Below are 26,833 nucleotides of genomic sequence, written 5' to 3'. Positions count from 1 at the left end.
GTCATGTAGGAAAACATGAAGTGGCCGCGCTCTGTGACGCTGGGACAAACCGGTGCACCGCCAGCCCGCAGGGCGGGTAACATGGGCAGTCCATTTCCATAGCCATAACCCCGGCCATGCTTGAGGCGCAAAAACCCATGACGACCACCCCGCCGCGAACCCCGACGACACCGCTCCCCGCCTCGCGTTTTTGCTGCCTGCGCCAGCTCACCATACTGGCACCGGTGGTCATGCTGGCTGCCTGCAGCTCCGTTCCACTGCCGCCGTGGACGCCAACGGCGGCACAGCCGGCCGCTTCCGCCCCCACCGTGCAGCGCCCGTCCTCGCCAGTAGCGCCGCCGGTTGCCGTACAAGCCTCTCCCGTGAGTCCGGCTGCGCCCCCTGCTGCGTCCACAATCCAGGCCGAACCATCTGCCCCCTATAGCGCTGCCGTCGCCGCCCGCTTTCCCGCGCCTTCGGTGGTCTACAACACACCGGGCCTTCAGGCCGGCCGGACTACTTTTACGAGTCAGGCAGAAATCCAGGCCTGGCTGCGCGAGCAGGTTGCCGCCGCTTCGCGCACTCCTGGCATCAAGGCAGCAGTACTGCCTATAGGCCGGTCGCAGCGCGGCGAAACGCTTGAAGCACTGATCCTGACCCGCGCTGCCGGCACGGATCCTGCGGTGCTGCAGTCGGCGGGCAAACCTACCGTGTTGTTGATAGGCCAGCAGCATGGCGACGAACCTGCCGGAAGTGAAGCGCTGCTGGTTGTTGCCAGGGAACTTGCCCAGGGCCTGCTGCAACCCGTGCTGGAACGTATCAATGTGGTGATCGTTCCACGCGGCAACCCCGACGGCACCGCCATCGACCAGCGCGCTACTACCGGCGGGCTGGACATGAACCGCGACCACCTGCTGCTCAACACGCCGGAGGCCCAGGCGTTGGCCCGCCTGACACGCGACTACAACCCAACCGTAGTGGTCGATGCCCATGAATACACCGTGGTGGGCCGCTACCTGCAGAAGTTCGGCACAGTGCAGAAATTCGACGCGCTATTCCAGTACGCCACCACCGCCAACCTGCCCGAGTTCCTGACCAAAGCCGCTGAAGAGTGGTATCGCCGACCGTTGATGGCGGCACTCAAGGGCCAGAACTTCAGCGCCGAGTGGTACTACACCACCTCCAGCGATCTGGCCGACAAAAAAATATCCATGGGCGGCACGCAGCCCGATACCGGCCGCAACGTGAACGGTTTGAAAAATGCCATCAGCCTGCTGATCGAAACACGGGGGGTTGGCATTGGCCGCCTGCATATCCAGCGACGCGTACACACCCATGTGACAGCCATCACCAGCGTCCTGGGGAGCACCGCCCAGCGCGCCAGTGAGCTTCAGCAGCTACGCCCCTATTTAGACAAAGAAGTAAGCGCCAAAGCCTGCAATGAGGAAGCCATTGTGGAAGCCGCGCCCACCGCCGCGCAATATGACCTGCTCATGCTGGACCCGGTGACGGGCGCCGACAAAACCGTGCCCATCGACTGGGACTCCGCTCTCGCGCTGCGCAGTCTCAAAACGCGTGCGCGCCCTTGTGGGTACTGGCTGTCCGCCGCATCCACCGTAGCCATCGACAGGCTCCGGCTGCATGGCGTGAAGGTACTGCGTGTGGCCGAGCAGGGCTCCATGCTCGGCGACAGTTATCGCGAAGTTTCCAGAACGTCGGGTGAACGCCAGGATGTACGCGGTGCCATTGCAGACGCCAACGCGATCATCAAGGTGCAGGTCAGCCTGACACGCGGCGTGGTGGACGTACCGCGCGGCAGCTACTACGTACCGCTCAATCAGCCCATGGCCAACCTGGCCATTGCAGCGCTGGAGCCCGACACACAAAGCAGCTACTTCGCCAACCAGCTCGTACGAGGCCTGCAAAGTACGGTGCGCGTGATGGCTGAGCCAACGGTGAAGCTGGAAGAGCTGAACTAGGAAATAGGCCCCCACGGTCGCTCACTGCGTGTAGTTCCCTGCCCCCGAGGGGGCCGCCCGCCTGCGGTCTGGCCAAGCCAGTCCCGCGGCTCATGCTGAGTTGAAGAGTTCTTTGATCGCGATCGGCGATAGAGTGTCTTGCCAGCGGGGGCCACGGGTCCGGCTTTGCCAGCCCCAGGCGCCGCCCCCTGAGGGGGAACAGGCTACACGCAGTGAGCCTGGACGGGGGGATTGACGTTCACGTCTGACAGGAAGAGGATGTCATGGCTGACCGGAAAAAGCCGGTTTCCGCGCCTTAATGATTCGTTGATGCAACGCAATGCATGAAAGGACTCGCCATGAAACACTTTGAACTGACCAAAAAAATGCTCAGTATGGGCGGTGTGTTTTACCCCACCGGCTACGCTTTCATCATGTTTCCGGATGCGGAAGACGCCAAGCAGGTAGCGCATGAACTGGAAGCGGGCAGCGACGGCATCATGCTGCTGACACCAGAGGAGATCCTCGAGGAAATTGGCAAGGTGGATGGCCACTCGGAGGTCAACCTGCCCCGTGTCGGAACGGAAGGCGCCACCGTACACAAATACGTGGATCTTGCCCGTGAAGGGCACCATGCATTGATGATTCCCGCGCCCTCCAGGGAGGCCACCGAGCGCACCATGCAGATTGTGCGCAAGGTTCCCTTCTCCTATGCGCAAAAGTATCACAGCCTGGCAATTGAAGACCTGGAATAGCGGCTGTCCCGCAAGGGTCTGTGGGTCACCAGGACGGGTTGAAGGCCGCTGCAGGTTTGAGGCACACTGCGCCTCATGCCCATATCTCCCTCCGGCCTTTCAGGTCAGCTCTCATCCGTTCCCCGCACCCGGCAGCTGATTGAACAGTTGCAACTTCAGCCCCATCCCGAAGGCGGTTGGTATCGCGAAGTTTTTCGCTCCACGGCGGAGGTAATGCCGCGGGACGGCCGGCCGGCCCGCAGCGCCTTGACCTCAATCTATTTCTTGCTTGAAGCCACACAGCATTCGCGGTGGCACCGTGTTCTTTCTGATGAGGTATGGGTCCATCTGGAGGGTGAGTCACTCGATCTCTGGACCTGGGACGCGGCCAGCAGTGACCTGCGCAGCATCACACTGGGGCCGGTCAGCGCGGCGACTGAACCCCAGCATGTGGTTTCGGCCGGTCTCTGGCAAGCAGCCAAACCACAAGGTGGCATTGCAGGGTACGCGCTCCTGGCGTGCATGGTGGGGCCGGGTTTTGATTTTTCAGACTTCCAGATGATGCAGCCAAGGGGCAGCGAAGCCCGGCAGATCGCCCGTGAACATCCAACGCTGGCGTCCCTGGCCTGAATCGCCGCCGCACCTTCAAACACTTTCAGGCCCCCCCCCGAGGATCGCCGATGATTGACCTGCACTACTGGCCAACACCCAATGGATGGAAGATTTCCATCATGCTTGAGGAATGCGGCCTGCCCTACCGCCTGCTTCCCGTCAACATCGGCAAGGGCGAACAGTTCACGCCCGAGTTCCTGGCCATCAGCCCCAACAACCGCATGCCGGCCATCGTCGACCATGCGCCCGCCGGCGGCGGTGCACCGGTGCCGGTGTTTGAAAGCGGCGCCATCCTTCTCTACCTGGCCGAAAAAGCCGGCCGCTTCCTGCCTGCCGGATTACGCGAGCGTTACCAGGCCCTGCAGTGGCTGATGTGGCAGATGGGCGGGCTGGGCCCCATGGCGGGACAGAACGGCCACTTCCTTTTGTACGCGCCCGACAAGATTCCCTACGCCATAGACCGCTACGGCAAAGAGGTGGACCGGCTATACGGCGTGCTTGACGCGCAGCTGGTACGCACCGGCGCGCATGTGGCCGGTGCCGGCTACTCCATTGCCGACATGGCCATCTTCCCCTGGGTGCGCACGCACAAGGCCCAGCAGGTGGACCTGCAAAAATTTCCCCATGTACAGCGCTGGTACGACGCCCTGTTTGAAAGGCCCGCCGTCAGGCGCGGCCTGGACCTGGGCAAGGAGCTGCGCGCACCGGCACTGACAGAGGAGGCGCGCAAAGCCTTGTTCGGGCAGACCGCCCAAAGCGTGCGCGAGGGCGCGCACAAAGTTTCCTGATCCCAACAAAGAGACAGACCATGATTGAATTTTTCTTCGACTGCTCCAGCCCTTGGACCTACATCGCCTTTCGCAATATTCAGCTGCTGGCAACCGAACTCCAGGAAACGATTAACTGGCGCCCCGTGCTTGTGGGCGGCATTTTCAACAGCGTCAACAAAGGCATTTACGCCGCGCGGGAGGACATGAACTCACCGAAGAACCGTTACACGCTCAAGGATGTACAGGACAACGCGCGCGAGGCGGGGTTGAAGATCGTATTTCCGCCCAAGGTGTTTCCGGTCAACAGTGTCAAGGCCATGCGCGGCTGCCTCTGGATCGCGCAGGATGCCGCGGCCCAGCCGCACTACCTTGATTTCATCGAGGCGACCTTCGCGGCCTACTTCACCCGCGAAGAAGACATCTCGCAGGAGGAAGTGCTGGCCGCCATCTGCCGGCAAGTGGGTATTGATGCGGACGCATTTCTGGCAGGCATTGCGCAGCCGGATATCAAGGAGCAGCTCAAGGTCAACACCGACGAGGCTATCCGGCGCGGTGCTTTTGGTTCGCCCACGTTCTTCGTGGGCGACGACATGTATTTCGGCAACGACAGACTGGCGCTGGTGCGCTCAGCCGTGCTGCGGGCCAAAGCCAAAGCAGGCAAAACCTAATGCGTAGCGGTTGAGGCAGCCGCCGCCCGCTCCAGAACATGCCGCGTCATCGACTGCGCCAGTTCCTGCTCGCCCAGGAAAACCTTTCCGGCTTTCTCGCTGTCGAGCAACCGCGCTTCGGCCTCGTTATGGGTACGCACCACGATTTCAATAGCAGCGTTGAGGGCACGCGCCGTGGTGACCATCTGCCGGACATCCAGCGTATCGGGCGTAGCGATCACCAGCATGCGCGCTTGCGCAATATGCGCCTGGATCAGTACCTCGGGCTCGACGGCATCGCCGGAAACAGCCGCCATCCCCTGGTCGCGTAAGCGCTCTACAGCTTCCCGGTTCTGCTCGGCCACTACGAAAGGAATGTGATGGACTCTCAGAGCCTCGGCGATCCGCCGCCCGACCCGGCCGTAGCCCACGAGGACCACATGATTCGACAGGTACTTCGCATCGGTGGTGGCTGGCAGCTCGGCCGTCGGATCGCCGCGCGCTTCGAGTTTGCGCGCCAGCGGCGACTTTGCCAGTATCCACTGATGCGCCGGCTCCACCGCCTTGAACACCAGCTGGTTGAGTGCGATGGAAATCAGGGCACCAGCCAACACCAGGCTTTGTCCCTCGGGGGGTAGCAGGCCCAGCGAGGCGCCCAGGCCGACCAGGATGAAGGAGAACTCACCGATCTGCGCCAGGCTGGCCGAGACCGTGAGCGCGGTGTTGAGCGGGTAGCGAAAAGCCATCACCAGCAAACCGGCGGCCAGGGTCTTGCCCACGATGATGATGCCCACCACCGTCAGCACCTGCAGCGGCCGCTCGAGCAGCACCCAGGGATCGAACAGCATGCCCATCGACACAAAGAACAGGACGGCGAAAGCGTCGCGCAGGGGTAGCGACTCTTCTGCAGCGCGATGGCTGAATTCCGACTCCCGCATCACCATGCCGGCGAAGAAGGCGCCCAGCGCGAAAGACACACCAAACAGCGCCGTAGCGCCGAAAGCGATGCTCACAGCGGCGGCCACCACGCACAGCGTGAACAGCTCGCGCGAACCGGTGCGTTGCACCTGCCACAGCACCCAGGGGAAAAATCGCCGCCCCACTACCAGCATCAGCGCGACGAAGCCGCCCACCTGCAGCAGCGTGATGCCCAGGGTCTTCCATAGCTCGTTGACGTCAGCATCGGCCTTGCCTGATAGCCAGCCACCCAGCGGTGGCAGCAGAACGAGCACCAGCACCATGGCCAGGTCCTCCACGACCAGCCAACCCACAGCGATCCGCCCATTGACCGAGTCGAGGATGCCGCGGCTTTCGAGGGCCCGAAGCAGCACCACGGTACTGGCTACCGACAGCGACAGGCCGAACACCAACGCCCCGCCGGGGTTCCAGCCCCACCAGTGCGCGAGGCCCATGCCGAGCGCGGTGGCGACCGTCATCTGCACGATGGCTCCAGGCACTGCGATCTTGCGGACTGCCAGGAGATCGTCCAGTGAGAAATGAAGCCCGACGCCGAACATGAGCAGCATCACACCGATTTCAGCAAGCTGGCTCGCGATCTCCGCATCCGCTACAAAACCGGGTGTGAACGGCCCGATGACTACACCCGCCAACAAATAACCCACCAGGGCGGGCAAGCGAAGCCGCACAGCAAGAAAACCAAAGATCAGTGCCAGACCCAGGCCGGCTGCAATCGTGCTGATCAGGGAGACGCTATGGGGCATGCGAGAGGGACTCCTTCTGAAAACAGGTTGAGGAAAGCGTGCGACGCAGCCCCGCATGCGCTGTCCCGTAGAACACGTTCAGTGAATTTACTACAGTCGCGTGCGTGCTTCTCCGCCGAAACCCTCAGCCACTGCGGGGTGTTCGTATCACCGGGCCGGGCACAAAAAAACCCGCCTAAGCGGGTTTCGGAACCAGTGCGCGGGCGCGCTCAGCCCATGTGCAAGCCGCCATTGAGTGAGAAGTCGGCCCCCGTGGCATAACCGCCCTCGTCAGAGGCGATCCAGGAAATGATGGAGGCGATTTCCTCTGGCTGGCCCAGCCGTTTGGCTGGCACACCTGCCACGATTTTCTCCAGCACGTCGGGACGTATGGCCTTGACCATGTCGGTGCCGATATAGCCAGGGCTGACCGTGTTGACTGTCACACCTTTGGAGGCAACCTCTTGCGCCAGTGCCATGGTGAAGCCATGCAGGCCGGCCTTGGCAGTGGAGTAGTTCACCTGGCCGAACTGGCCTTTCTGGCCGTTGACCGACGAAATGTTGATGATGCGGCCAAACCCGGCTTCAATCATGCCCTCGATGACCTGCTTGGTCACATTGAACATGCTGTTGAGGTTGGTGGAAATCACGGCGTCCCAGTCGGCCTTGCTCATCTTGCGGAACTGCCCGTCGCGCGTGATACCGGCATTGTTGACCAGCACGGCCACAGGGCCATGCTCGGCTTTGACCTTGTCAAATGCGGCGACGGTGGAGTCCCAGTCGCCGACGTTCCCCACCGAAGCATAAAAGGTATGGCCCAGGGCTTTTTGCTCGTCGAGCCATTTGGTGAAGTCGCGCGTGGGGCCGCAACCGGCGATCACCGTGAACCCATCCTTGTCCAGCCGTTGGCAGATGGCGGTTCCAATGCCGCCCATACCGCCCGTGACATACGCTACTTTTTTTGCCATTTCGCTCTCCTGATTTTGTGAATTATTGGAAACTGCTTTACGTTACCTGGTGACTTCTTCGTCGAACCGTCCACCGTGATTAGCTATCAAATTAATAGCGTCTTGCGCACGATTTACGCCAACCCCAGCCTGTTTTTACCGCATATTCAGCGTTCCAGTGTGAGGGCAACCCCCATGCCACCGCCGATGCAAAGGCTGGCAATGCCTTTTTTCGCGTCACGCCGTGCCATTTCGTGCAGCAGCGTCACCAGAATACGGCAGCCGGACGCACCGATCGGGTGGCCGATCGCGATGGCCCCGCCATTCACGTTGACTTTGCTGGTGTCCCAGCCCATTTCCTTGTTGACCGCGCAGGCCTGGGCCGCGAAGGCTTCATTAATCTCAAGCAGGTCCAGGTCCTGGGCCTTCCAGCCCGCGCGCTGCAAGGCCTTCGTCGAGGCGGGCACCGGGCCCATGCCCATGTAGGCCGGGTCGAGGCCGGTGGTCGCGTAGCTGGCGATGCGCGCCAATGGCTTGAGGCCCAATGCGGCGGCTTTTTTAGCCGTCATCACCATCACGGCGGCAGCGCCGTCATTCAGGCCCGACGCATTGCCGGCCGTCACACCACCGGCTTTGTCGAAGGCTGGGCGCAGGCCCGCCAGGCCTTCGGCGCTGGTTTTGCGGTTGATGAATTCATCCGCGGCAAACACCACCGGTTCACCTTTTTTCTGCGGGATGGTGATGGGGATGATTTCATCCTTGAATTTGCCGGCGTCCTGCGCGGCCGCAGCCTTGGTCTGACTGGCAAGGGCCAGCGCGTCCTGTGCTTCTCGGTTGATCTCGTATTTCTTGGCCACGTTCTCGGCGGTAATGCCCATGTGGTACTGGTTGTAGACGTCCCACAAGCCGTCGACGATCATGGAGTCGATCATCTTCCAGTCGCCCATTCGCTGGCCGTCGCGCGAGCCATTGAGCACGTGCGGGGCGGCGCTCATGTTTTCCTGGCCGCCGGCGATCACGATTTCGCTGTCGCCTGTGGCCACGGCCTGAGCGGCCAGCATCACCGACTTGAGGCCGGAGCCGCAGACCGCGTTGATGGTCAGGCCCGGGATGCCATTGGGAAAACCTGCCTTGATAACCGCCTGGCGTGCCGGGTTCTGGCCGACCCCAGCGGTCAAGACCTGGCCCAGGATGACTTCACCAAGCTGGTCGGCACTGAGGCCGGAGCGTTCCAGCACGCCTTTGATGACAGCGGCGCCAAGTTCGGTTGCGGGAATTTTGGCGAGCGAGCCACCGAATTTACCCACGCCGGTGCGGCCGGCTGCAACGATAACGATGTCTTCCATGATGTGTCCCTTTTTGAAGTTTTAGGATGCGTTTATGAATGCGTTACGAATACGTCTTGATGAATGCGGCCTGAGAGGCGCGGTGCTGCATCAGGCCTTTGCCTTGACATAGCGGCCCGGCGCAGCCTCAATGGCTTTGTACTTGCGGCTGCCGTAGGTTTTGGGTGCAGCAATTTGCTTGCCAGCATGCTCCTTGAGCCATTCGGACCAGTCCGTCCACCAGCTGCCGGGGTGCTCAGTCGCGCCCTCGAGCCATTCGGCTTGCGTCGCAGGAAATTTCCCTTGAGGCAGTTTTTCGCGGGTCCAATAGCTCCGCTTTTTCTTGGCAGGCGGGTTGATCACGCCTGCGATGTGGCCGGAAGCTCCCATGACAAAACGTTTTTTTCCGGGCAGGTGCTGGGTCGAGGCGTAGGCGCCTCCGATAGGCACGATGTGGTCTTCGCGCGAACCGTAGATGTACACAGGGATATCGACCTTGCGCAAGTCCACCTTCTGGCCGCACACCATCGTTTTGCCCGGCTTGACGAGGTTGTTCTCGAAATAGGTATTGCGCAGATACCAGGCGTAAAACGGGCCCGGCAGGTTGGTGGAGTCGCTGTTCCAGTAGAGCAGGTCAAAAGGCGGCGGTGTTTCGCCTTTCAGGTAATTGCCCACCACGTAGTTCCAGACCAGGTCATTGGGCCGCAGGAAACTGAAAGTGGAAGCCAGGTCCTGGCCCTTGAGCAAACCGCCCTGCCCCATCTCCGCCTCGCGGTATTTGACCGATGTCTCGTCGATGAAGATATCAAGGATGCCGGTGTCGGTGAAGTCAAGAAACGAGGTCAGCAGCGTCGCGCTGGCGACCGGCTTTTTGCCTCGCGCGGCCAGTACCGAGAGCGCTGTACCGAGAATGGTCCCGCCTACGCAAAATCCCAGTGCATTGAGTGTCTTCGCGCCGGTGATCTCCTGCACCACGTCGATGGCCTTGATGGCGGCGTGTTCGATGTAATCATCCCAGGTTTTCTGCGCCATCGACTCATCCGGATTGCGCCAGCTCACCACGAAGGTGCGGTGGCCCTGGCTGACGGCATAACGGATCAGCGAGTTTTCAGGTTGCAGGTCAAGAATGTAGAACTTATTGATGCATGGCGGAATCAGCAGGAAAGGTTTTTCGTATACCTTTGCCGTCAGGGGCTTGTACTCCAGCAGCTGGAAGAATTCATTTTCAAACACCACCGCACCTTCGGTGGTGGCCACGTTTTTGCCAACCTCGAACACGCGTTCGTCAGTCATGGAGACATGGCCCTGCTTCAGGTCGTGCAGCAGGTTGGTCAGACCCTGGGCAATGCTTTCACCCTGGCTTTCAATGGCTTTTTGCTGGGCTTCGGCATTGAGCGCCAGGAAATTGCTGGGCGCTGTGGCCGCCATCCATTGCTCGACCGCGAAGCGCACACGTGCCCGGGTCTTTGCGTCGCCTTCGACGGCGTCGGCCAGGGCCATGAGGGTGCGGGCGTTCAGCAGGTAAGCGGAAGCTGAAAATTTCGAAACGGGATTGGTCTTCCAGGCCGCGCTGGAAAACCTCCGGTCGGAAGACACCAGCGTATCAGCGCCGTCCTGCAGGCCCTGATTCCACAACGCCGAGGCGTCCGCAATATAGCGCTGCTGCAATTCCTGGAGCTTCGCCGGATCGAACTGGAGTGCAGGAGGGGTTTGGCCTGGGCTGAATGCCCCCATTGGCGCAAAGCCGCTGTTTGCCGTATTGAAGCCGGCGCCTGATCCGGCGTTTGCCATGACACTCATGGCCTGCTGCAGGCCTGCCGCAAAGTTTTCCTGCATCTGCCGGGCCGCCTCGGCCTGCTTTGCGTCAAAATTCATCTTGTCTCCCCGATCCATGTTGAGTCCTGGTGACTCTTTTGAGCACACCAACAGTATCGTAGGATTTGCATTACAAATTGCTCACCAGGGCCGCGGAGTTCTACGTATTTATGTATTTGATTGTCATTGCCTGGATTTACGTCGTGCTCATGATGAGTGTTGCCGAAGCCACCAACAGCAACGGCACCCTTCTGGGGGCACTGGTTACCTTTGTACTCTACGGACTGGGTCCTGTGGCATTGGTGGTTTACCTGATGGGCGCACCTGCCCGCAGCAAGGCGATCAAGCAACGCGCTGCAGCAGAGCGCCTGCAGCAAACTGCAGGCGTGGATGCAGCCTCAGACCCAACATCGCCGTCACACGCGCCAGACACAGGCGGCCATTCGCCCTGTGGTCCCGAACCCATTGCCGGCGACGCCGGCATCCCGCCGGTGGGAAAAGAACCTTGACGGATTGCGCACGGTGCACCACGCATCGCCGCCGTCATTGCCGTACACCTGCGCAATCCCCATCGCCTTGAGGCGCAATCGCGCCAGAGCCGGCAGGTCGGCCAGGTATTTACCGCTGCCGCACGGCGCAAAGCAGCGGCCGGCGTCAGGCTGGGCGGCTTCGAACGCGGCTTTGACTTCAGCGCCGACTTCGAACGCCGAGGGCCCGATGCACGGACCGAGCCATGCTATTGTTTTGATAGCTGCTTGCGCCCGTTTCTGTTGGGCTAGAGCACGAAATGACTCATAAACTGCCTCCAGCACACCGTACGGGCCTGCCGGGCTTCCTGCCAGCCCGCGCCAGCCCGCATGCGCTGCGGCCACCACGGCGCCGTCTTCACTCGCCAGCAGCACTGGCAGGCAATCGGCCACCATGATGGTGCAGGCAAGCCCGGCCTGATCCGTCACGCAGGCATCGGCTTTCTGGCCATCAGGAGTAGCGGTGTCCAGCACCCGCACCTCACTGCCATGCACCTGCTGAAGGAACACCGGGTGGCTGCCCGTTGCCCGCCGCAGTACATCACGGTTGGCTGCAACATTGGCTGGCTGGTCACCGACGTGGTCACCCAGGTTCAGGCTGTCGTAGGGAACGGGCGACACACCCCCGGCACGTGTGGTGAACACCGCCCGCACGCCGGCAGGTGCCGGCCAGTCGGGAATCAGCCAATCGGCATGCACAAGCAATCCCAGCTCAGGCTTCGTTATCGGGGCAGGCCGACGGTTGCGCTTTTTGAAACGCCGGCAGCTTCATGCAGGCGTCAAAGACGGCCATGGTGCGCGGCAGCCCGTCAAAGCTGACGTTAAAACGTTTGGCATTAAAGATTTGCGGCACCAGGCAACAGTCGGCCAGTGTCGGTGTGTCGCCATAGCAGTAAGTCGACGCAGGCAACTGGGCCAGCTGGCGTTCAAAGGCTTCCAAGCCCTCACGGCACCAGTGGACGTACCAGGCGTTCTTTGCAGCTTCGTCGAGCTTGAGCTCCTTGACCAGGTATTTCAGGACACGCAGGTTGTTGACGGGGTGAATTTCGCAGGCAATGGACTGGGCCAGCGCGCGGACCTTGGCGCGGCCCAGCGCGTCAGCGGGCAGCAGGGCTGGAGTGGGGTGCTTTTCGTCCAGGTATTCGATGATGGCCATGGACTGCGACAGCTTTTCTCCGTCGACTTCCAGCAGGGGCACCAGCGTGTCGGCGGCCAGGGCGGCATAGGTCGGCTGCTTGTGCTCGCCTTTGGCAATGTGCACGGGGATGTAGTCGTACTTCAGGCCCTTGAGCTCCATCGCAATGCGAACCCGAAACGATGATGAAGAGCGGAAGTAGTTGTGGAGTTTCATCTCTAAAGCATAAACGATGGCCCCCACGGTCGCGCACTTCGTGTCGCTTCCTGCCCCCCGAGGGGGGCGCTGCGCCTGCGGCCCGGCAAAGCCGGTTCCGCGGCCTCGGCTGGGTTAAATACATACCCGCCGTCGCGCACTTCGTATGGCTTCAAGCTGAGCTGGCTAAGCGACCACCCTGGCAGCGCAATCGCCTGCGCGACTGACGCAGGGGCGCCCCGCCGCTACCATGGCCCGGCCACCCTTTCAACAGATCCAGCGGAGACCACCATGAGCGCCATCGCCACTTTGTCCAATCACCAGATTCGCCTGGCCAGCCGCCCCGTCGGCTTGCCCACACGTGACAACTGGCGCTTCACCACCGAGCCTGTTGCCGAACCCGGCCCGGGCGGCGTGCTCGTCAAAACCCTGTACCTGTCGCTCGACCCGGCCATGCGCGGCTGGATGAACGACGCCAAGAGCTACATCCCGCCAGTCGAGATCGGTGCCGTGATGCGCGCTGGCGGCGTGGGCAAAGTGATTTCGTCACAAAACCCGGCCTTTGCCGTCGGTGACTATGTGAACGCCGCGCTCGATGTGCAGGAGTACTGCCTGATTCCGGCAGACCAGATCAAGCGCAGCGGCATGTTCAAGATTGACCCGCGCCTGGGCCTGACCTCCTGGCTCAACGTGCTGGGCCTGCCCGGCATGACGGGCTACTTTGGCCTGCTGGAAGTGGGCCTGCCCAAGGCGGGCGAAACCGTGGTCGTCTCAGGCGCAGCGGGCGCGGTCGGCCAGACGGTCGGCCAGATCGCCAAGCTCAAAGGCTGCCGCGTGGTCGGCATTGCCGGTGGCAAGGCCAAGTGCGACTGGGTGGTGAGCGAGCTGGGCTTTGACGCCTGCATCGACTACAAAAACGGCGACGTGCGCGCGGGCTTGAAGGAACACTGTCCCAAAGGTATCGACATCTATTTCGACAATGTGGGCGGCGAGATCCTGGACATGGTGCTGGCGCGCCTGGCGCGCGGCGCCCGCATCGTCATCTGCGGCGCCATCAGCCAGTACAACAACACCACGCCCGTCAAAGGCCCGGCCAATTACCTGTCGCTGCTGGTAAACCGCGCCCGCATGGAAGGCATCGTGGTGTTCGACTACGCCGACCGCTACCACGTGGGGGTGGCCGAAATGGCGGGCTACCTCAAGGCCGGCACCATGAAAAGCAAGGAAGACATCGTCGTCGGCCTGGACACTTTCCCCGAGACGCTGCTCAAGCTCTTCAACGGCGAGAACTTCGGCAAGCTGGTGCTGCAGGTCGCGGCGGACTGAGCCCTCCGCCGGGCTCCGTTGACGGAGCCTTACTTCCCGCCGCGCACCAGGCGCACAGCAGCCGACGTGGCGCGCGGGGCTTCGCCGGCGCTGCCATCGCTGAAACCCACAAAGGTGAAGTAGCCTGGTCCGGTGCTGCTCGACGTCCAGAAGCGGGCCACCGGCGTGGCGGGAAAGGCATTGGGATCAATCGCTGCTTTGCCCTCCTCGGCTTCCCGTGCGGACACGATGCTGGAGAGTTCTTTCAGAATGGGCAAGCGCCATTCGGTACTCGGTGCGGATGCCGCCTTGGCACGTGTCGCTGCATCTGGGTGGTTGAAAAATGTCACCTGCCCGGTGCAGGTTTTACCCTTCCAGGTCATGCCCTCGGCGCAGCGCTTCCAGATCAGGCCAGTGCGGCTGTCGGTGACCTCCTGACCGTCGGCGGAAGGCGTGAAGCGCTCCTGCGCAAAGCCGGAGCCGGCCAGCGACAGCAGCAGGGCAAATCCCAGGGAGCGAACAGGAACGCGGTGCATAGACATCCTCCATGGCCGGAGCGGCCCTTGTAGCCTTACGACTTGTTACCAATGCTAGGGAAGTTATGCCGCGGCAACCATAGGGAAGCTATCTAGTGGCTTGTACCTAGCGGGGTACTACCTAGATCGAGCTGTTGTGGATCAGGGCTGGTAATCCGGGCCGGCGCCACCGGCGTCGAGCACTTCCTGCGTGACCTGCTCCACCAGGAAATCCAGCAATACGCGCACGCGCGCGGGCAGGCGGCCGCCCCGGCCGACAAACACCGCGTGGATGGGCTCGCGCTCGCCCGGGTTGAGGTCTTCTGCCACCGTCACCAGGCGGCCCGCGTCCAGGTCGCGGCGTATGTGGAACATGGACATGCGGGCCAGGCCTGCGCCCGCGAGCACAAGGTGGCGCAAGGCCTCACCGTCGCTGGCGCGCGCATAGCCGGTGATCGGCAGCTGCTGGACCTGGCCGTCCACACGCACCGGCCAGTAATGCATGTTGCGCTTGAAGGTATGGGCCAGGCGCTGGTGCGCCTCCAGGTCTTGCAGCGTGCGCGGCGTGCCGTGGCGCGCCAGGTAGGCCGGGCTGCCGACGATGACCTGCGCCGTGTCGCCCAGGTGCCGCGCCACCAGTTGGGATGAGGCCAGCGCACCCCAGCGTATCGCCACGTCGGTGCGCTCGTCCAGCAGGTCGACCACACGGTCGGTCAGCGTGATGTCCAGCGAGACGTCGGGGAAGCGCTCATGAAAGGCGGGCACCAGCGGCAGCAGCAGGCGATGCGCGGTCGGCATGCTGGCGTTGATGCTGACGCGCCCGCGCGGCATGGCGCCGGCTGCCGCACCACGCTCGGCCTCGTCCATGTCGGCCAACACGCGCGTGCTTTGCTCGTAAAACGTCGTGCCTTCGGGCGTGAGCTGCAACTTTCGGGTGGTGCGGTTGACCAGCCGTGTGCCCAGACGCGCCTCCAGCCGCGTGACCAGCTTGCTGACGGCCGAAGGCGTCATGCACAGCTGGCGCGCGGCGGCCGAAAAACCGCCTTTGTCCACCACCTGGACAAAGGCCTCCATTTCGCCGGAGCGGTTAACGTCGATACGGGGCATGTTGGGATCTCCGGGTGGTTTTGAGATTTGTGATCGCCGTTTCGTAGCCTTCAACTCTTCGGACCACCTTATTGCTATTATTTTTATAGCTACAAATCAATAAAAATAAAGGGCTACCGGCTGATTTTGCTAAAAAGTGGCTCTCACCATCAAAAGCCAGGACCACGGCACCGAGACGTTCACAACATTCATTTAAGGTGATTTGAATTCACAAATCCTTGTCATCAAGTCATTCTAGTCAAGCTAATCATTCGTTTCCATACTAGTCGCATCCTCTTTTAAAGCGACTTTCATGGCTACGAGCACATCACTTTCACCCCCCGCACAGCTCCCCTTGGGCCTGCTGGCCCTCACCGCCGGCTCCTTCGGCATCGGCACGACCGAGTTCGTCATCATGGGCTTGCTGCTGCAAGTCAGTGCCGACCTGGGCGTCACCATCGCTTCGGCCGGGCTGCTGATCTCAGGCTACGCACTCGGCGTGGCGATGGGCGCGCCGGTGTTGACGCTGGCCACGCGCAAGCTGCCGCGCAAAACCGTGCTGCTGGCGCTGATGGCCATCTTCACGCTGGGCAACCTGGCCTGCGCGCTGGCGCCCGACTACGGCATCCTGATGGCCGCGCGCGTCGTCACTTCCATGGCACACGGCACCTTCTTCGGCGTGGGCTCCATCGTCGCGACCGGCCTGGTCGCGCCCGAGCGCAAAGCCTCGGCCATTGCCATCATGTTCAGCGGCCTGTCGCTGGCGACTTTGCTTGGCGTGCCTGCGGGCGCCTGGCTGGGACTGCACTACGGCTGGCGCTCTACGTTCTGGGTGGTCACGCTGATCGGCTTGCTGGCTTTTGTGGTGCTGGCCGTTTTTGTGCCGCGCAGCGCGGCCGAAAACGGCACCTCGACCATCCGGCAAGAGCTGGCCGGCCTGGCGCGTCCCCAAGTGCTGCTGGGCCTGCTGATGACAGTGCTCGGCTTTGCCGGCCTGTTTGCGATCTTTACTTACATCCAGCCCATCCTGACCCGCATCACCGGCTTCAGCGAAGCGGCGGTGTCGCCCATCCTGCTGGTGTTCGGCGGCGGATTCTTCGTAGGCAACCTGCTGGGCGGGCGCCTGGCCGACCGCGGGCTTCGGATGTCATTGCTGCTTACCTTGAGCGCGCTCGCACTGGTGTTGGGTGTGATGGGATTTGTGCTGCACTCACCCATCGCTACCGTGGTGTTTGTCGGGCTCCTGGGTGCAGCCTCTTTTGCCACCGTGGCGCCGCTGCAGATGCGCGTGCTGCAGCAGGCGCACGGCGCGGGCCAGAACCTGGCGGCCAGCCTGAACATCGGCGCCTTCAACGTGGGCAATGCGCTGGGGGCGTGGCTGGGCGGCCTGGTGGTCAGCAGCTCTTTCGGGCTGGCTGGCTTGAGCTGGCTGGCTGCGCTGATCACCGTTGCCGGAATTGGCGTCACCCTGTACAGCCTGTCGCGCGACAAGGCCGAACCCAACACCATTCCCGTCACTTGCTGAGAACCATCACCATGAATACTTTTTCCCTTCCAAAACGGCGCACGCTTCAAGCCCTTCTTTCATCCGCACTGCTGTTCGGGGGCGCCTTTGCCCACGTCCAGGCAGCCGACACCGGTGTGTGGACACCAAGCTGGACAGCCAGCCCCCAGCCGATCTGGACCAACGACTTCGTGCTGCCGGTGGGCCTTCCGGCCACGCTGCGCGACCAGACCGTGCGCCAGACCGTCCGGACCAGCGTGGGTGGTTCGCGCGTGCGCATCGTGCTGTCCAACGAATACGGTACCCAGCCTTTGCAGATTGGCGCGACGCACATAGCCCCCGCTGGCGGAGCCGGCAAGGCATTGACCTTCGGCGGCCAGGAGACCGTCACCGTGCCGGCAAGCGCTGTCGTGATGAGTGACCCGGTCGAGATGCCGGTTGCGCCGCTCAGCCAACTGTCAGTCAGCCTGTACTTTCCGCAAACGACACCGATCACCACCATTCACTGGGACGGCCTGCAGCCCGCGCAGATTGCGGCGGGCAATGTGCTGGATGCGAACGCCATCAAGGCCGAGAGCGTGGTGAACAGCCGCCTCTTCCTCAGCGCGGTGCTGGTGGAAGCCGCACGCGGCACGCGCACGGTGGTAGCTTTCGGCGACTCCATCACCGACGGCGCGGCGTCCACGCCGGGCACCGACCAGCGCTGGCCGGATTTTCTGGCGCGCCGCCTGGCCGCGCAAAAGGTGGCAGTCATCAATGCCGGTATCTCGGGCGGGCGGGTGCTCAAGAACCACATGGGCATGAACGCGCTGGCGCGCTTCGATCGCGACGTACTGGGCCAGCCCGGCATCACCAGCGTTGTGCTGCTTATGGGCATCAACGACATCAGCTGGCCTGGCAGCACGCTCGAGCCTGATGGACCGCCCACACAGGCCGATGCGCTGATTGCCGGCTACCGCCAGCTGATTGCACGCGCAAAAAGCCGCGGTGTACGCATCGCCGGCGCTACGCTGACACCTTTTGAAGGTGCGCTGACCATGCCGGACTCACCAATTGCGAATTACCACAGCCCTGCCAAAGACGCTGTGCGCCAGCGCATCAACGCGTGGATACGCGGCAGCGGCGAGTTCGATGCGGTGCTGGATTTTGATGCGGTAGTCCGCGACCCACAGAACCCGCTGAAGATATTGCCGCTCTATGACTCGGGCGACCACCTGCATCTAGGTGATGCCGGCAACAAGGCGGTTGCCGAATCCATCGACCTGAAGCTGTTGCTGGGCAAGCGTTAGAACAGGTCTAGCCGCCCACCACCAGCCGCAAACCGGGCATCAGGCTTTCAGTCTCGGCACGCCGCTGCAGCGCCATGCGCATATTCATCTGCGCCACCTCGGTGTGCTCGACCGCGAGGGACTGTGCACGCGCACCCTCACCCGCTTTGAGCGCCGCAAACAGCATGTGGTGCTGGCGGTGCGCGTAGTGCATCCAGTCGCGGTCTTGCTCCAGGGTGGATTGCATGGGCAGCATGGCCGAGGCTGATGCAAAAGGCAGTTTGTCGTTGAGCCCGATGGCGCGCTGCAAGGCGCGGTTACCGCTGGCCTCCAGGATCAGCGCGTGGAAGCGGTCGTTCATGGCCGCATAGGCCGCGTAGTTGTCATAGCCCAGCGGGTTGGCCGCCAGCGCGCGGTCGCCTTCGTCAAGGCAGGACTGCAAATCGAGTTGCAACTGTCGCGACACGCCGTGCTCGGCCACCAGCCGGGCCGCCATTCCTTCAAGGTGGCCGCGCACCGCGATCGCGTCGGCCACCTCGCGCGGCGTGAACTGGCGCACCAGGTATTTGCCGGTGTCGTTGGCTTCGACCAGGCCTTCCTGCTCCAGCGTGACCAGCGCGGCTCGCACCGGCGTGCGCGAGGCGCCCAGGCGCTCGGCCAGTTGCTGCTCGGCCAGGCGCTGGCCGGGCTCAAACTCGCCACGCAGGATCAGGTCGCGTAGCTGCATCAAAACGGTTTCTTGCAAGTTCATGGCAAGGAATGTACACTGAATTTTCATTTCGGTATACCGTTTTTCGCTTCACTACCTGATCGCCCTCAAAGCTACCTCACAAGGCCGCCATGAACGCTGAACAAAACGAGCTGTTGACCCGCATCGCGCCGGGTACGCCCTGCGGCAAGCTGCTGCGCCAATACTGGCAACCCGCCGCGCTGGTCGACGAGTTCAACCCGGCCCTGGATCCGCGCATGAAGATTCGCCCAGTCAAGGCGCTCAAGCTCTTCGGCCAGGACCTGGTGCTGTTCAAGGATGCCTCCGGCGCATGGGGTCTGCTGGACCGCGACTGCGCGCACCGCGGCGCCGACCTGTCCTTCGGCCGCCGCGAAAGCGCCGAGCAAGGCGGTGGCCTGCGCTGCCCTTTTCACGGCTGGAAATTTGCCACCGATGGCCGCTGCCTGGAAACCCCGGCCGAGCCTACCGGCAGCAAACTGTGCGAACGTGTACGCCAGCGCAGCTACCCGGTCATCGAAAAAGCCGGCGTGCTGTTCGCCTGGCTGGGCGATGAAGGCAGCACACCGCCGCCCTTTCCCGCGTTCGACTGCTTCACCGCGCCCGCCACGCACAGCTTTGCCTTCAAGGGCCTGTGGAACGCCAACTGGCTGCAGGCGTTTGAAGTGGGCATAGACCCGGCCCACCCATCCTTTCTGCACCGCTTTTTGCAGGACAACCCGCTCGATGAAATCGGCGAAAACCCGGCGGGCAAGCAGTTTCGCAGCGCCAGCGCCGGCAGCAAAGACGGCGAGCAGTGGCCGATGACGCGCATCATGCGCGAGTTCGCCCAGCCCGACATCAGTTTTGAAAACAAGCCCTGGGGCATGCAGCTCACCGCCCTGCGTGCCATGACCGACAAGCTCACCCACGTGCGCGTGACCAACGCCATCTTCCCGGCCACCTTCGTGATTCCGTTGTCAGAGACGATGACGATCACGCAGATGCATGTGCCCGTGGACGACACGCACACCTACTGGTACACCTTCTTCACCAGCTTTGCCGGCCCGCTGGACCGCGAAAGCATGCGCGCACAGCGCCAGCAGTTCATCGCCCTGCCCGACTACATCCCTAACGCCGGCCGCCACAACAACTGGGGCTTCAACGCCGAAGAGCAGATGAGCACCACCTACCTGGGCATGGGCGAAGAAGACATCAACGTGCACGACCAGTGGGCGGTGGAAAGCATGGGCGCCATCCAGGACCGCACGCGCGAACACCTGGGCACTTCCGACAAGGTGATCATGGCCAACCGGCGCGTGCTGCTCAAAGCGATAGACACCGTGCAAAACGGCGGCGTGGCGCCCGGCATTGCAGACCCCGCGCTGGCCGCGATGATCACCGGGCCGGACACGGTGGACGGAATTGCACCGGCCGGCGAGTGGTCTGAGTGGTGGCAGCAAACCGCGCGCACCAAACGCGAAGGCGCGCCATGGCTGGATATCAAGGCCGCCACCGATATCCCCAGCACCGCTACGTTGCCATGAGCAGCTTTGCGGTGCAATGCGGCGTGCATGACGCCGCAAGGCAGGCTGCGCTGGCCAATGCCACGCGGCGCATCGAGGCCAGCGGCCTGGAGCTGGTGCGCTTTGCCTGGTGCGACCTGCACGGCATGCTGCGCGGCAAGACGCTGGTGGCGGCTGCCGCTGCAGAGGCCATGCGGACGGGCGTGGGCATGGTGAGCACGCTGCTGTTGAAAGACACCGCCGACCGCACCGCCTACAAGGTGTTTGAAGCGGGCGGCGCCGCCGAATTGCCGGGTTTTGAATTTGGCGGCAATGTGATGTTGCTGGCTGACCCGGCAAGCCTGAAGGAACTGCCATGGGTGGACAAAACCGGCTGGGTGCAGTGCCAGCCGTGGTTTCCCGACGGCCGCCCGGTCGAGCTCGATACCCGCCGCGTATTGCAAAGCGCACTCGCCAAACTGGCGGACGCCGGCTACGGCATGAAGTGCGGGCTTGAGATCGAGTTTCATATTTACCGGATCACCAGCAACGGCAGCAACCCTCAACTCGATCCGCAACTCGCCGACTGGCCGGGCTTGCCGCCTGAAATCAGCATGATCCACCCCGGCTACCACCTGTTGTCAGAGCAATGGGTCGACATGGCCGAGGAGCCGCTGCGCATCGTGCAGCGCACGGCGCAGGCACTCGGCCTGCCGCTGCTGTCGCTGGAAGTCGAATTCGGCCCCAGCCAGGTCGAGGCGGTGTTTGACGCGACCGATGCACTGGCCGCCGCCGACAACATGGTGCTGTTTCGCAGTGCGGTCAAGCAGGCCTTGAGGCGTGCCGGCTACCACGCCACCTTCATGTGCCGCCCGCCCTTTCCGAACATCATGTCCAGCGGCTGGCACTTGCACCAGTCACTGACAGACCTGAAAACCGGCGCCAACCTGTTCAAGCGCATGGCCCCCGCAACCGGAAGCACACCGGCCGATGCGCAATACACGCTGTCGGAAGTTGGCGAGCGGTACCTGGCAGGCTTGTTGGCACATGCGCGCGGCATGACGGCGTTTTGCGCGCCCACCATCAACGGTTTTGGGCGCTTTCGGCCCAACGCACTGGCGCCGCAATCCATTTTGTGGGGCCGCGACAACCGCGGCGCCATGCTGCGTGTGGTCGGCCAGTGCAATGACAACGGCACGCGCATTGAAAACCGCCTCGGTGAGCCGGCGGCCAATCCGTATCTCTATCTCGCCTCGCAGATTCATGCAGGGCTGGACGGCATCGCCCGGCAACTCAAAGCCCCGCCGGCCACCGATGAGCCTTATGGCGCCGAGGCAGAAAAAATCCCCACTAGCCTGGGTGAGGCGCTGAGCGCCCTGCAAGCCGATGCAGCCTTGACGGCAGCCTTCGGCGACACTTTCATCCGCTATCTCGCGCGCATCAAGCAAGCGGAAATCGCCCGCCATGCTGAAGCCGAAGACAAAGACGACTGGCAGCGCCGCGAGTATTTCAGCCGTATTTAAAAAATTCATGACCACCATCACTATCAATTTCATAGCAGCAGACGGAAGCACCACCTCGGCAAAAGGCAAAATCGGCAAAAGCCTGATGGAAGCCGCCGTCTCGGCAGGGATTGATGGCATTGCCGCTGACTGCGGCGGGCTGCTGACCTGCGCCACCTGTCACGTCTACGTACAAGAGCCATTCGCTTCGGATGCCGGCAACTTGCCGCCACCCGACGGTGAAGAACTAGGCATGATCGACTTCACCGCCGCACCCCACAGGCCCACCAGCCGGCTGAGCTGCCAGATCAAACTCACGCCCGCACTGGACGGATTGACGGTAGAGTTGCCGGCTACCCAGTATTAATAAGGACAGGAAGCTTCATGATTCTCGAACTCGCCGACATCCGCATCCACCCCGGCCAGCAAGCCGCCTTTGACGAGGCCATACAGCGCGGCCTCCGCGAAGTGATCTCCAAGGCCAAGGGCTTCCAGGGCTTCAAGGTCAACAAAGGCATTGAAAGCCCCGAGCGCTACATCCTGCAGATTTTTTGGGACACACTGGAAAACCACACCGTCGACTTCCGGCAGTCGCCGGCCTTTGCCGACTGGCGCGGCATCGTCGGGCCGTTCTTCGCCGGCCCGCCCACTGTCGAGCATTTCGACCTTCTGGCCAAGTCAGCCTGAATCCGCGCCTGCCGAATAAACCATAAAAAACGGGGCTGTTCAGCCCCGTTTTTCTTGTCCAGCACAGCGGCTCGCCGCTTGCATTACTTGGCCGCGTTTTCGTGGCCCTTGACCAGCTTCCCCAGCAGCACGCCTAGTTGCACCCGTTCTTCGTCGTTCAGCGGGCTCACGATACGCTGCTGTGCCTTGCTGACCGCGCGCTTCATCCGCAGCGCGACTTTTTCCCCTTCGGGGGTTGTCCACAACAGCTTGCGGCGCTTGTCAGCCGGGTCCGCCGCCCGCTTCACCCAGCCTTTGGCTTCCAGCCGCCCGATCACCGATCCAAAAGTGGCCGGATCAAAAGCAACCCGGCCTGACAAGGTGATCTGGTCTTCGCCAGGATCGTCCATCAGGGCGTTCAGGATGGCGAACTGCACGGGCGTCGCGTCAAATCCGGCTGTTTCCTCCATGAAAATCGCGACCGCGAGTTGTTGCGCCCGACGGATCAGGTGCCCGGGAGCCTCGCTGAAGTTAAAGCTTTTTGCCATTTATCGAGTTTACCGTTCAGGCTTGCGCTCAGGGTATGTACTAGCAACAAATATAGTAAGCATACTTATTATTGTGAATGAACTGATTCAAGCTCGCAAATATGGCACACACATCCCCCCTCCTTATTTCGGGCGGCGGCATCGGCGGGCTGGCCGCAGCCCTGGTGCTCGCGCAGGACGGGCATCCCGTGACGCTCATGGAGCAGGCATCCAGTTTTGGCGAAATTGGCGCCGGCATCCAGCTCGGCCCCAACATTTTCCGCATGTTTGACTACCTGGGCCTGACCGAAGCCGTCAACCGCGTGGCCTTCTTTCCTGCCGGTCTTGGCATGAACGATGTGCGCACGGGTGAGAAGATCGTCCGCGTTCCATTGGGCGACGTGGCGCGGGCCACCTACGGTTTTCCTTATGGCGTGATTTACCGCGCCGACCTGCACCAGGTGTTCCTCAACGCCTGCCGCGCGCAGCCCAATATCACCCTGCGCACCGGGAGCAAGGTGGAGTCGTTTGAGCAATCGGCGAGCGGCGTGACCGTGCAACTCGAAGGCGGCGCAACCGTGGAGGGCAGCGCGCTGATAGGCGCCGACGGCATGTGGAGCCGCATCCGCGAGGCGGTCGTGGGCGACGGAAAGCCCCGCGTGTCCGGCCATATCGCTTACCGGGCGGTGCTCAAACGCGAGGAAGTTCCCACCCACCTGTGGAGCGACGACGTCACTCTTTGGGGCGGTGAAAAAACCCATCTGGTGCACTACCCGCTGCGCCGCGGCGAGCTGTTCAACCTGGTGGCTGTTTTCCACAGCAACAAATACGACGAAGGCTGGAACACCTTTGGTGACACGGCTGAACTGACCGAGCGCTTCGCCGACGCCTGCCCGCAAGTCAAAGAGCTGCTGGGCAAGATCGAGACCTGGAAGATGTGGGTGCTGTGTGACCGCGAACCCGTGAAGAACTGGACCGACAGGCGCGTCACCCTGCTGGGTGACGCTGCCCACCCGATGCTGCAATACCTCGCCCAGGGCGCGGGCCAGGCGATCGAAGACGCCGTCGTGCTGCGCGAAGCACTGCGCTTTACCCGCGGTGACGTGCCAAAGGCGTTCCAGAAATACCAGCAAAAGCGCTACCTGCGCACCGGCCGCGTACAACTGACCGCACGTTTTTACGGTGATATTTACCACGCAGCCGGCGTTCAGCGCGAACTGCGCAACCAGATGTTCCAGAGCGGCACAGAGAGCGCGGGTTTCGCTGGCCTGAAGTGGATGTATGACGGAATTGAGCCGTCAAAACTGTTCCAATGACGGTTTTAAAGCTTCCGGAGCTCTCATGAAATTTTCGTCCTTTTTACGATTCACTGCTACATTTTTGATAGCATCATACGCTTGCAACACCTGGGCTGAAGGCCCAAGTAACTGGCCCACCAAGCCTGTGCGCATTATGGTGGGCTTCCCCGGCGGATCCACGCCCGACATGGCCGCACGCACACTGGCCGAACCGCTGAGCCGCGCACTGGGCCAGCCGGTGATCATCGAGAACAAGCCTGGTGCCTCCGGCAATATCGCGGCCGACCAGGTTGCCAAGGCCACCGACGACCACACGCTGGGCGTCGTCATCAACGGCAACCTCACATCCGCCAAGCTGCTCTACCCCAAGCTGCCCTACGACCCGGCCAAAGACTTTGCATTGATCTCACTGTTGACCACCGCACCGCTGGTGTTGGTTGCACCCGCCAATGAACCGGGCGGCGCCGACTTCTTCGCCGCCGCGCGCCAGGGCGCCAGCCAGTGGAACTACGGCTCCGTCGGCAATGGTTCGGTGGCCCACCTGGGCATGGAACTTCTCAAAAGCCGCGTGCCCGGCCTCACGCCTGTGCACGTGCCTTTTGCAGGCAACCCGCAGGTGGTCACCGCCATGCTGGGCGGCCAGATCCAGATGGCGCTGATCCCTCCCGGCGTGGCCATGCCGCAGGTTCGCTCGGGCAAGCTCAAGGCGATTGGCCTGGCGGGCGGGCGCTCACCGCTCGTGCCCGAGGTGCCGCCGCTGGCCGATGCCGGGGTGACCAACGTCAACCTCGAAGTATGGACGGCGCTGATCGGCCCAGCGGGCCTTTCCAAAGCCGCCCAGGCGCGGCTGGCGCAAGAGGTACCTCGCATCATCCGCGACGCGGACACGCGGCAAAAGCTGTTCAACCAAGGCTGGCAGGCTGTGGGCACCTCACCTGACGGACTGAAGAGCCGCGTCAAAGACGAAGCCGCGATCCTTGGCGGCATCATCCAGTCGCGCGGCATCAAAATTGAATAAATGATGCCCCCACAGTCGTTCACTGCGTGTAACTCCCGAGGCCTTGCAGGCCGCGGCTCGCGAGACGCTTCGCCTCTGTCGCCCGTCCAAGCCTGCGCAGGCAGACTCGGAGCCGCGGGCTCCAGCCCCTCGGGGGCCGCCCGCCTGCGGCCCGGCAAAGCCGGTTCCGCGGCTCATGCTGGGCTGAAGAGTTCAGTGGACGGGGGTTAACTTGATTACAGAACCCGCACGCACCCTGCCTGTCTATGGCGAGTTTGACGTCGTCGTGGTCGGCGGCGGGCCCGCGGGCTTGGCCGCCAGCGTCAGCGCCGCGAGGCATGGCGCACGTACCTTGCTGGTAGAGCGCTACGGTTTCCTCGGCGGCATGGGAACGGCCGGCGGGGTCACCAATTTCGCAGGCCTTTACGGCCGCAAAAACGGCCAGATGCAGCAGGTGGTGCGCGGCGTGGCCGACGACCTGCTGCAGCGCATTGACGCGCTGGGCGGCCTGAATGCACCGCAAGACGGCATGCAGGGCCGCATCCGTGTGCGCTCTTATGACGTGTCGGCCTACAAATGCGCGGCTGACCAGTTGCTGGTGGCAGCGGGTGTGCAAATCCTCTTCCACGCGTGGGCTTCGGCCGTGGTGATGGACGGCGATCGCATCAGCGCGCTGGTAGTCGAAACCAAATCCGGCCGGCAGGCGATACGCGCTACCCGCTTTATAGACTGCTCGGGCGACGCCGATGTGGCGAACTTCGCGGGTGTGCCGTTTGAGCTGGGCGACGGGCACGGCAGCGCGCTGTTTCCCTCGACGATGTTTCGCGTCGGCCATGTGGATGCGCCGCGCGCACTCGCGGCCGTGGGCGAGTTCAAGGCGATCAACACGCTGATGGCCGAAAGCCAGGCACGCGAGCCGGGTCGCTACAAATTCCCACGCGAAGGCGCGATCTTGCGCCCCCAGAAGAACCCCACCGAATGGCGCGCCAACGTCACACAGATCCGCAACACGCAAGGCACGGCCATGGATGCCACCGATGCGCGACAGCTCAGCGAAGGCGAGCTCGAAGGTCGGCGCCAGATCACCGAATACTTCCGCTTCCTGAAGCGCGAAGTGCCGGGCTTTGAGAACTCCGCCATCGTTGACATTGCGCCACAGGTCGGCATCCGCGAGACGCGCCGCATCAAAGGGCGGTATGCGCTGAGCGGCGAAGACATTCTTTCCTCTGCCCGTTTCGATGACACCATCGGTATCAACGCCTGGCCGATGGAGCTGCACGCCGATGGCCGCATCGACTGGCAGTTTCCGCGCAATGTGGATGCAGCTGAAGGCCGCGCCTACAACGACCTGCCCTGGCGCATGCTGGTGCCGCAAGGTGCCTGCAACCTGCTGGTGGCCGGCCGCTGCGCTTCGATGACGCATGAAGGCCAGTCGGCCGCGCGCGCCAGCGGCGGCTGCTTTGTCATGGGCCAGGCGGCAGGTACGGCCGCGGCTATGGCGGGCGCTGGACAGCCTTTTACCAGTACCGATGTGAAGCAGCTGCAACAGTTGCTCACGCAGGACGGCGTGTATTTCGATTGCGGCCTTTAAGCAGCGATCTTTTAATCCC

The 26,833-nt window shown here is 62.6% G+C and carries 25 protein-coding genes; 15 read left to right on the top strand and 10 right to left on the bottom strand.

Annotated features, from left to right (window positions below; translation table 11 throughout):
* Window positions 1–137 precede the first annotated feature (137 nt).
* The 5 genes from ACQ4MS_RS17240 (at window position 138) to ACQ4MS_RS17220 (ending at window position 4,721) form a co-directional block, all read left to right on the top strand.
* Entirely contained in the window at window positions 138–1,958 is a 1,821-nt protein-coding gene (locus tag ACQ4MS_RS17240; RefSeq protein ID WP_431095851.1) for a M14 family zinc carboxypeptidase, read from the top strand.
* Window positions 1,959–2,296: 338 nt separating this feature from the next.
* Window positions 2,297–2,692: an RNA-binding protein gene (locus ACQ4MS_RS17235; RefSeq protein ID WP_431095850.1), complete on the top strand. Its 396-nt coding sequence runs from the start codon at window positions 2,297–2,299 to the stop codon at window positions 2,690–2,692.
* 75 nt (window positions 2,693–2,767) lie between these two features.
* Window positions 2,768–3,301, top strand: a complete 534-nt coding sequence (locus ACQ4MS_RS17230) for a cupin domain-containing protein (protein ID WP_431095849.1) — start codon at window positions 2,768–2,770, stop codon at window positions 3,299–3,301.
* Between the two features lie 50 nt (window positions 3,302–3,351).
* Window positions 3,352–4,071 (top strand): glutathione binding-like protein, encoded by a 720-nt coding sequence (locus ACQ4MS_RS17225; RefSeq protein ID WP_431095848.1) that lies wholly within the window; start codon window positions 3,352–3,354, stop codon window positions 4,069–4,071.
* A gap of 20 nt (window positions 4,072–4,091) precedes the next feature.
* Entirely contained in the window at window positions 4,092–4,721 is a 630-nt protein-coding gene (locus tag ACQ4MS_RS17220) for a 2-hydroxychromene-2-carboxylate isomerase (RefSeq protein WP_431095847.1), read from the top strand.
* On the opposite strand, the gene ybaL is transcribed toward ACQ4MS_RS17220, so the two are convergent.
* The 6 genes from ybaL to maiA all read right to left on the bottom strand — a co-directional run bounded on the left by ybaL (window position 4,718) and on the right by maiA (window position 12,365).
* On the bottom strand, window positions 4,718–6,421 hold the full coding sequence (ybaL, locus tag ACQ4MS_RS17215) for a YbaL family putative K(+) efflux transporter (RefSeq protein ID WP_431095846.1): 1,704 nt from the start codon (window positions 6,419–6,421) through the stop codon (window positions 4,718–4,720). The two genes, ACQ4MS_RS17220 and ybaL, sit on opposite strands and share 4 nt — an antisense overlap.
* A gap of 209 nt (window positions 6,422–6,630) precedes the next feature.
* Window positions 6,631–7,368, bottom strand: coding sequence for an acetoacetyl-CoA reductase (gene phbB / locus ACQ4MS_RS17210; protein ID WP_431095845.1), 738 nt, complete (start codon window positions 7,366–7,368; stop codon window positions 6,631–6,633).
* A 146-nt stretch (window positions 7,369–7,514) separates the two neighbouring features.
* Entirely contained in the window at window positions 7,515–8,693 is a 1,179-nt protein-coding gene (locus ACQ4MS_RS17205; RefSeq protein WP_431095844.1) for an acetyl-CoA C-acetyltransferase, read from the bottom strand.
* A 90-nt stretch (window positions 8,694–8,783) separates the two neighbouring features.
* The gene (locus ACQ4MS_RS17200) at window positions 8,784–10,547 is read right to left on the bottom strand and encodes a PHA/PHB synthase family protein (RefSeq protein WP_431095843.1); all 1,764 of its coding nucleotides are present in this window, start codon (window positions 10,545–10,547) and stop codon (window positions 8,784–8,786) included.
* A 356-nt stretch (window positions 10,548–10,903) separates the two neighbouring features.
* A complete protein-coding gene (gene pgeF, locus ACQ4MS_RS17195; protein ID WP_431095842.1) occupies window positions 10,904–11,713 on the bottom strand; it encodes a peptidoglycan editing factor PgeF in 810 nt (269 codons plus the stop codon).
* Window positions 11,714–11,726: 13 nt separating this feature from the next.
* Window positions 11,727–12,365 carry a maleylacetoacetate isomerase gene (maiA, locus tag ACQ4MS_RS17190; RefSeq protein ID WP_431095841.1) on the bottom strand — a complete coding sequence of 213 codons (639 nt, stop codon included), beginning with the start codon at window positions 12,363–12,365 and terminating at the stop codon, window positions 11,727–11,729.
* A gap of 270 nt (window positions 12,366–12,635) precedes the next feature.
* Between maiA and ACQ4MS_RS17185 the strand changes: the two genes are divergently transcribed.
* Window positions 12,636–13,670, top strand: a complete 1,035-nt coding sequence (locus tag ACQ4MS_RS17185; RefSeq protein ID WP_431095840.1) for an NADP-dependent oxidoreductase — start codon at window positions 12,636–12,638, stop codon at window positions 13,668–13,670.
* Window positions 13,671–13,699: 29 nt separating this feature from the next.
* Here the strand turns inward: ACQ4MS_RS17185 and ACQ4MS_RS17180 are convergent, their stop codons facing one another.
* Both ACQ4MS_RS17180 and ACQ4MS_RS17175 read right to left on the bottom strand, forming a co-directional pair.
* Window positions 13,700–14,185: a DUF1566 domain-containing protein gene (locus ACQ4MS_RS17180; RefSeq protein WP_431095839.1), complete on the bottom strand. Its 486-nt coding sequence runs from the start codon at window positions 14,183–14,185 to the stop codon at window positions 13,700–13,702.
* Between the two features lie 141 nt (window positions 14,186–14,326).
* Window positions 14,327–15,271: a LysR family transcriptional regulator gene (locus ACQ4MS_RS17175; RefSeq protein ID WP_431095838.1), complete on the bottom strand. Its 945-nt coding sequence runs from the start codon at window positions 15,269–15,271 to the stop codon at window positions 14,327–14,329.
* A gap of 292 nt (window positions 15,272–15,563) precedes the next feature.
* Between ACQ4MS_RS17175 and ACQ4MS_RS17170 the strand changes: the two genes are divergently transcribed.
* Both ACQ4MS_RS17170 and ACQ4MS_RS17165 read left to right on the top strand, forming a co-directional pair.
* Complete coding sequence (locus ACQ4MS_RS17170; protein ID WP_431095837.1) at window positions 15,564–16,775, top strand: MFS transporter; 1,212 nt, start codon at window positions 15,564–15,566, stop codon at window positions 16,773–16,775.
* 11 nt (window positions 16,776–16,786) lie between these two features.
* Entirely contained in the window at window positions 16,787–18,043 is a 1,257-nt protein-coding gene (locus tag ACQ4MS_RS17165; protein WP_431095836.1) for an SGNH/GDSL hydrolase family protein, read from the top strand.
* Window positions 18,044–18,050: 7 nt separating this feature from the next.
* Here ACQ4MS_RS17165 and ACQ4MS_RS17160 read toward each other — a convergent pair whose 3' ends face one another.
* Window positions 18,051–18,773 carry a GntR family transcriptional regulator gene (locus ACQ4MS_RS17160; protein ID WP_431095835.1) on the bottom strand — a complete coding sequence of 241 codons (723 nt, stop codon included), beginning with the start codon at window positions 18,771–18,773 and terminating at the stop codon, window positions 18,051–18,053.
* A gap of 89 nt (window positions 18,774–18,862) precedes the next feature.
* On the opposite strand from ACQ4MS_RS17160, the gene ACQ4MS_RS17155 reads away from it, so the two are divergent.
* The 4 genes from ACQ4MS_RS17155 to ACQ4MS_RS17140 are packed head-to-tail and all read left to right on the top strand — an operon-like array spanning window position 18,863 to window position 22,422.
* The gene (locus ACQ4MS_RS17155; RefSeq protein ID WP_431095834.1) at window positions 18,863–20,275 is read left to right on the top strand and encodes a Rieske 2Fe-2S domain-containing protein; all 1,413 of its coding nucleotides are present in this window, start codon (window positions 18,863–18,865) and stop codon (window positions 20,273–20,275) included.
* Entirely contained in the window at window positions 20,221–21,756 is a 1,536-nt protein-coding gene (locus tag ACQ4MS_RS17150) for a glutamine synthetase family protein (RefSeq protein ID WP_431095833.1), read from the top strand. Before ACQ4MS_RS17155 ends, ACQ4MS_RS17150 begins: the two co-directional genes overlap by 55 nt.
* A 7-nt stretch (window positions 21,757–21,763) precedes the next feature.
* A complete protein-coding gene (locus ACQ4MS_RS17145) occupies window positions 21,764–22,102 on the top strand; it encodes a 2Fe-2S iron-sulfur cluster-binding protein (RefSeq protein ID WP_431095832.1) in 339 nt (112 codons plus the stop codon).
* A gap of 17 nt (window positions 22,103–22,119) precedes the next feature.
* Window positions 22,120–22,422 (top strand): antibiotic biosynthesis monooxygenase family protein, encoded by a 303-nt coding sequence (locus tag ACQ4MS_RS17140; RefSeq protein ID WP_431095831.1) that lies wholly within the window; start codon window positions 22,120–22,122, stop codon window positions 22,420–22,422.
* Window positions 22,423–22,505: 83 nt separating this feature from the next.
* Here ACQ4MS_RS17140 and ACQ4MS_RS17135 read toward each other — a convergent pair whose 3' ends face one another.
* Window positions 22,506–22,949, bottom strand: coding sequence for a MarR family winged helix-turn-helix transcriptional regulator (locus tag ACQ4MS_RS17135; RefSeq protein ID WP_431095830.1), 444 nt, complete (start codon window positions 22,947–22,949; stop codon window positions 22,506–22,508).
* A 101-nt stretch (window positions 22,950–23,050) separates the two neighbouring features.
* Between ACQ4MS_RS17135 and ACQ4MS_RS17130 the strand changes: the two genes are divergently transcribed.
* The 3 genes from ACQ4MS_RS17130 (at window position 23,051) to ACQ4MS_RS17120 (ending at window position 26,814) form a co-directional block, all read left to right on the top strand.
* The gene (locus ACQ4MS_RS17130) at window positions 23,051–24,244 is read left to right on the top strand and encodes a 3-hydroxybenzoate 6-monooxygenase (RefSeq protein ID WP_431095829.1); all 1,194 of its coding nucleotides are present in this window, start codon (window positions 23,051–23,053) and stop codon (window positions 24,242–24,244) included.
* Window positions 24,245–24,269: 25 nt separating this feature from the next.
* A complete protein-coding gene (locus ACQ4MS_RS17125; RefSeq protein WP_431095828.1) occupies window positions 24,270–25,244 on the top strand; it encodes a Bug family tripartite tricarboxylate transporter substrate binding protein in 975 nt (324 codons plus the stop codon).
* A 211-nt stretch (window positions 25,245–25,455) separates the two neighbouring features.
* Window positions 25,456–26,814: an FAD-dependent oxidoreductase gene (locus tag ACQ4MS_RS17120; RefSeq protein ID WP_431095827.1), complete on the top strand. Its 1,359-nt coding sequence runs from the start codon at window positions 25,456–25,458 to the stop codon at window positions 26,812–26,814.
* The last annotated feature ends 19 nt before the right edge of the window (window positions 26,815–26,833 follow it).

The organism is Polaromonas aquatica (genome assembly GCF_050626995.1).
GTDB classification, from domain to species: domain Bacteria; phylum Pseudomonadota; class Gammaproteobacteria; order Burkholderiales; family Burkholderiaceae_C; genus Polaromonas; species Polaromonas aquatica_A.
Note: the sequence above shows the minus strand (reverse complement) of the source record. Positions and strands in the feature narration are given on the sequence as shown.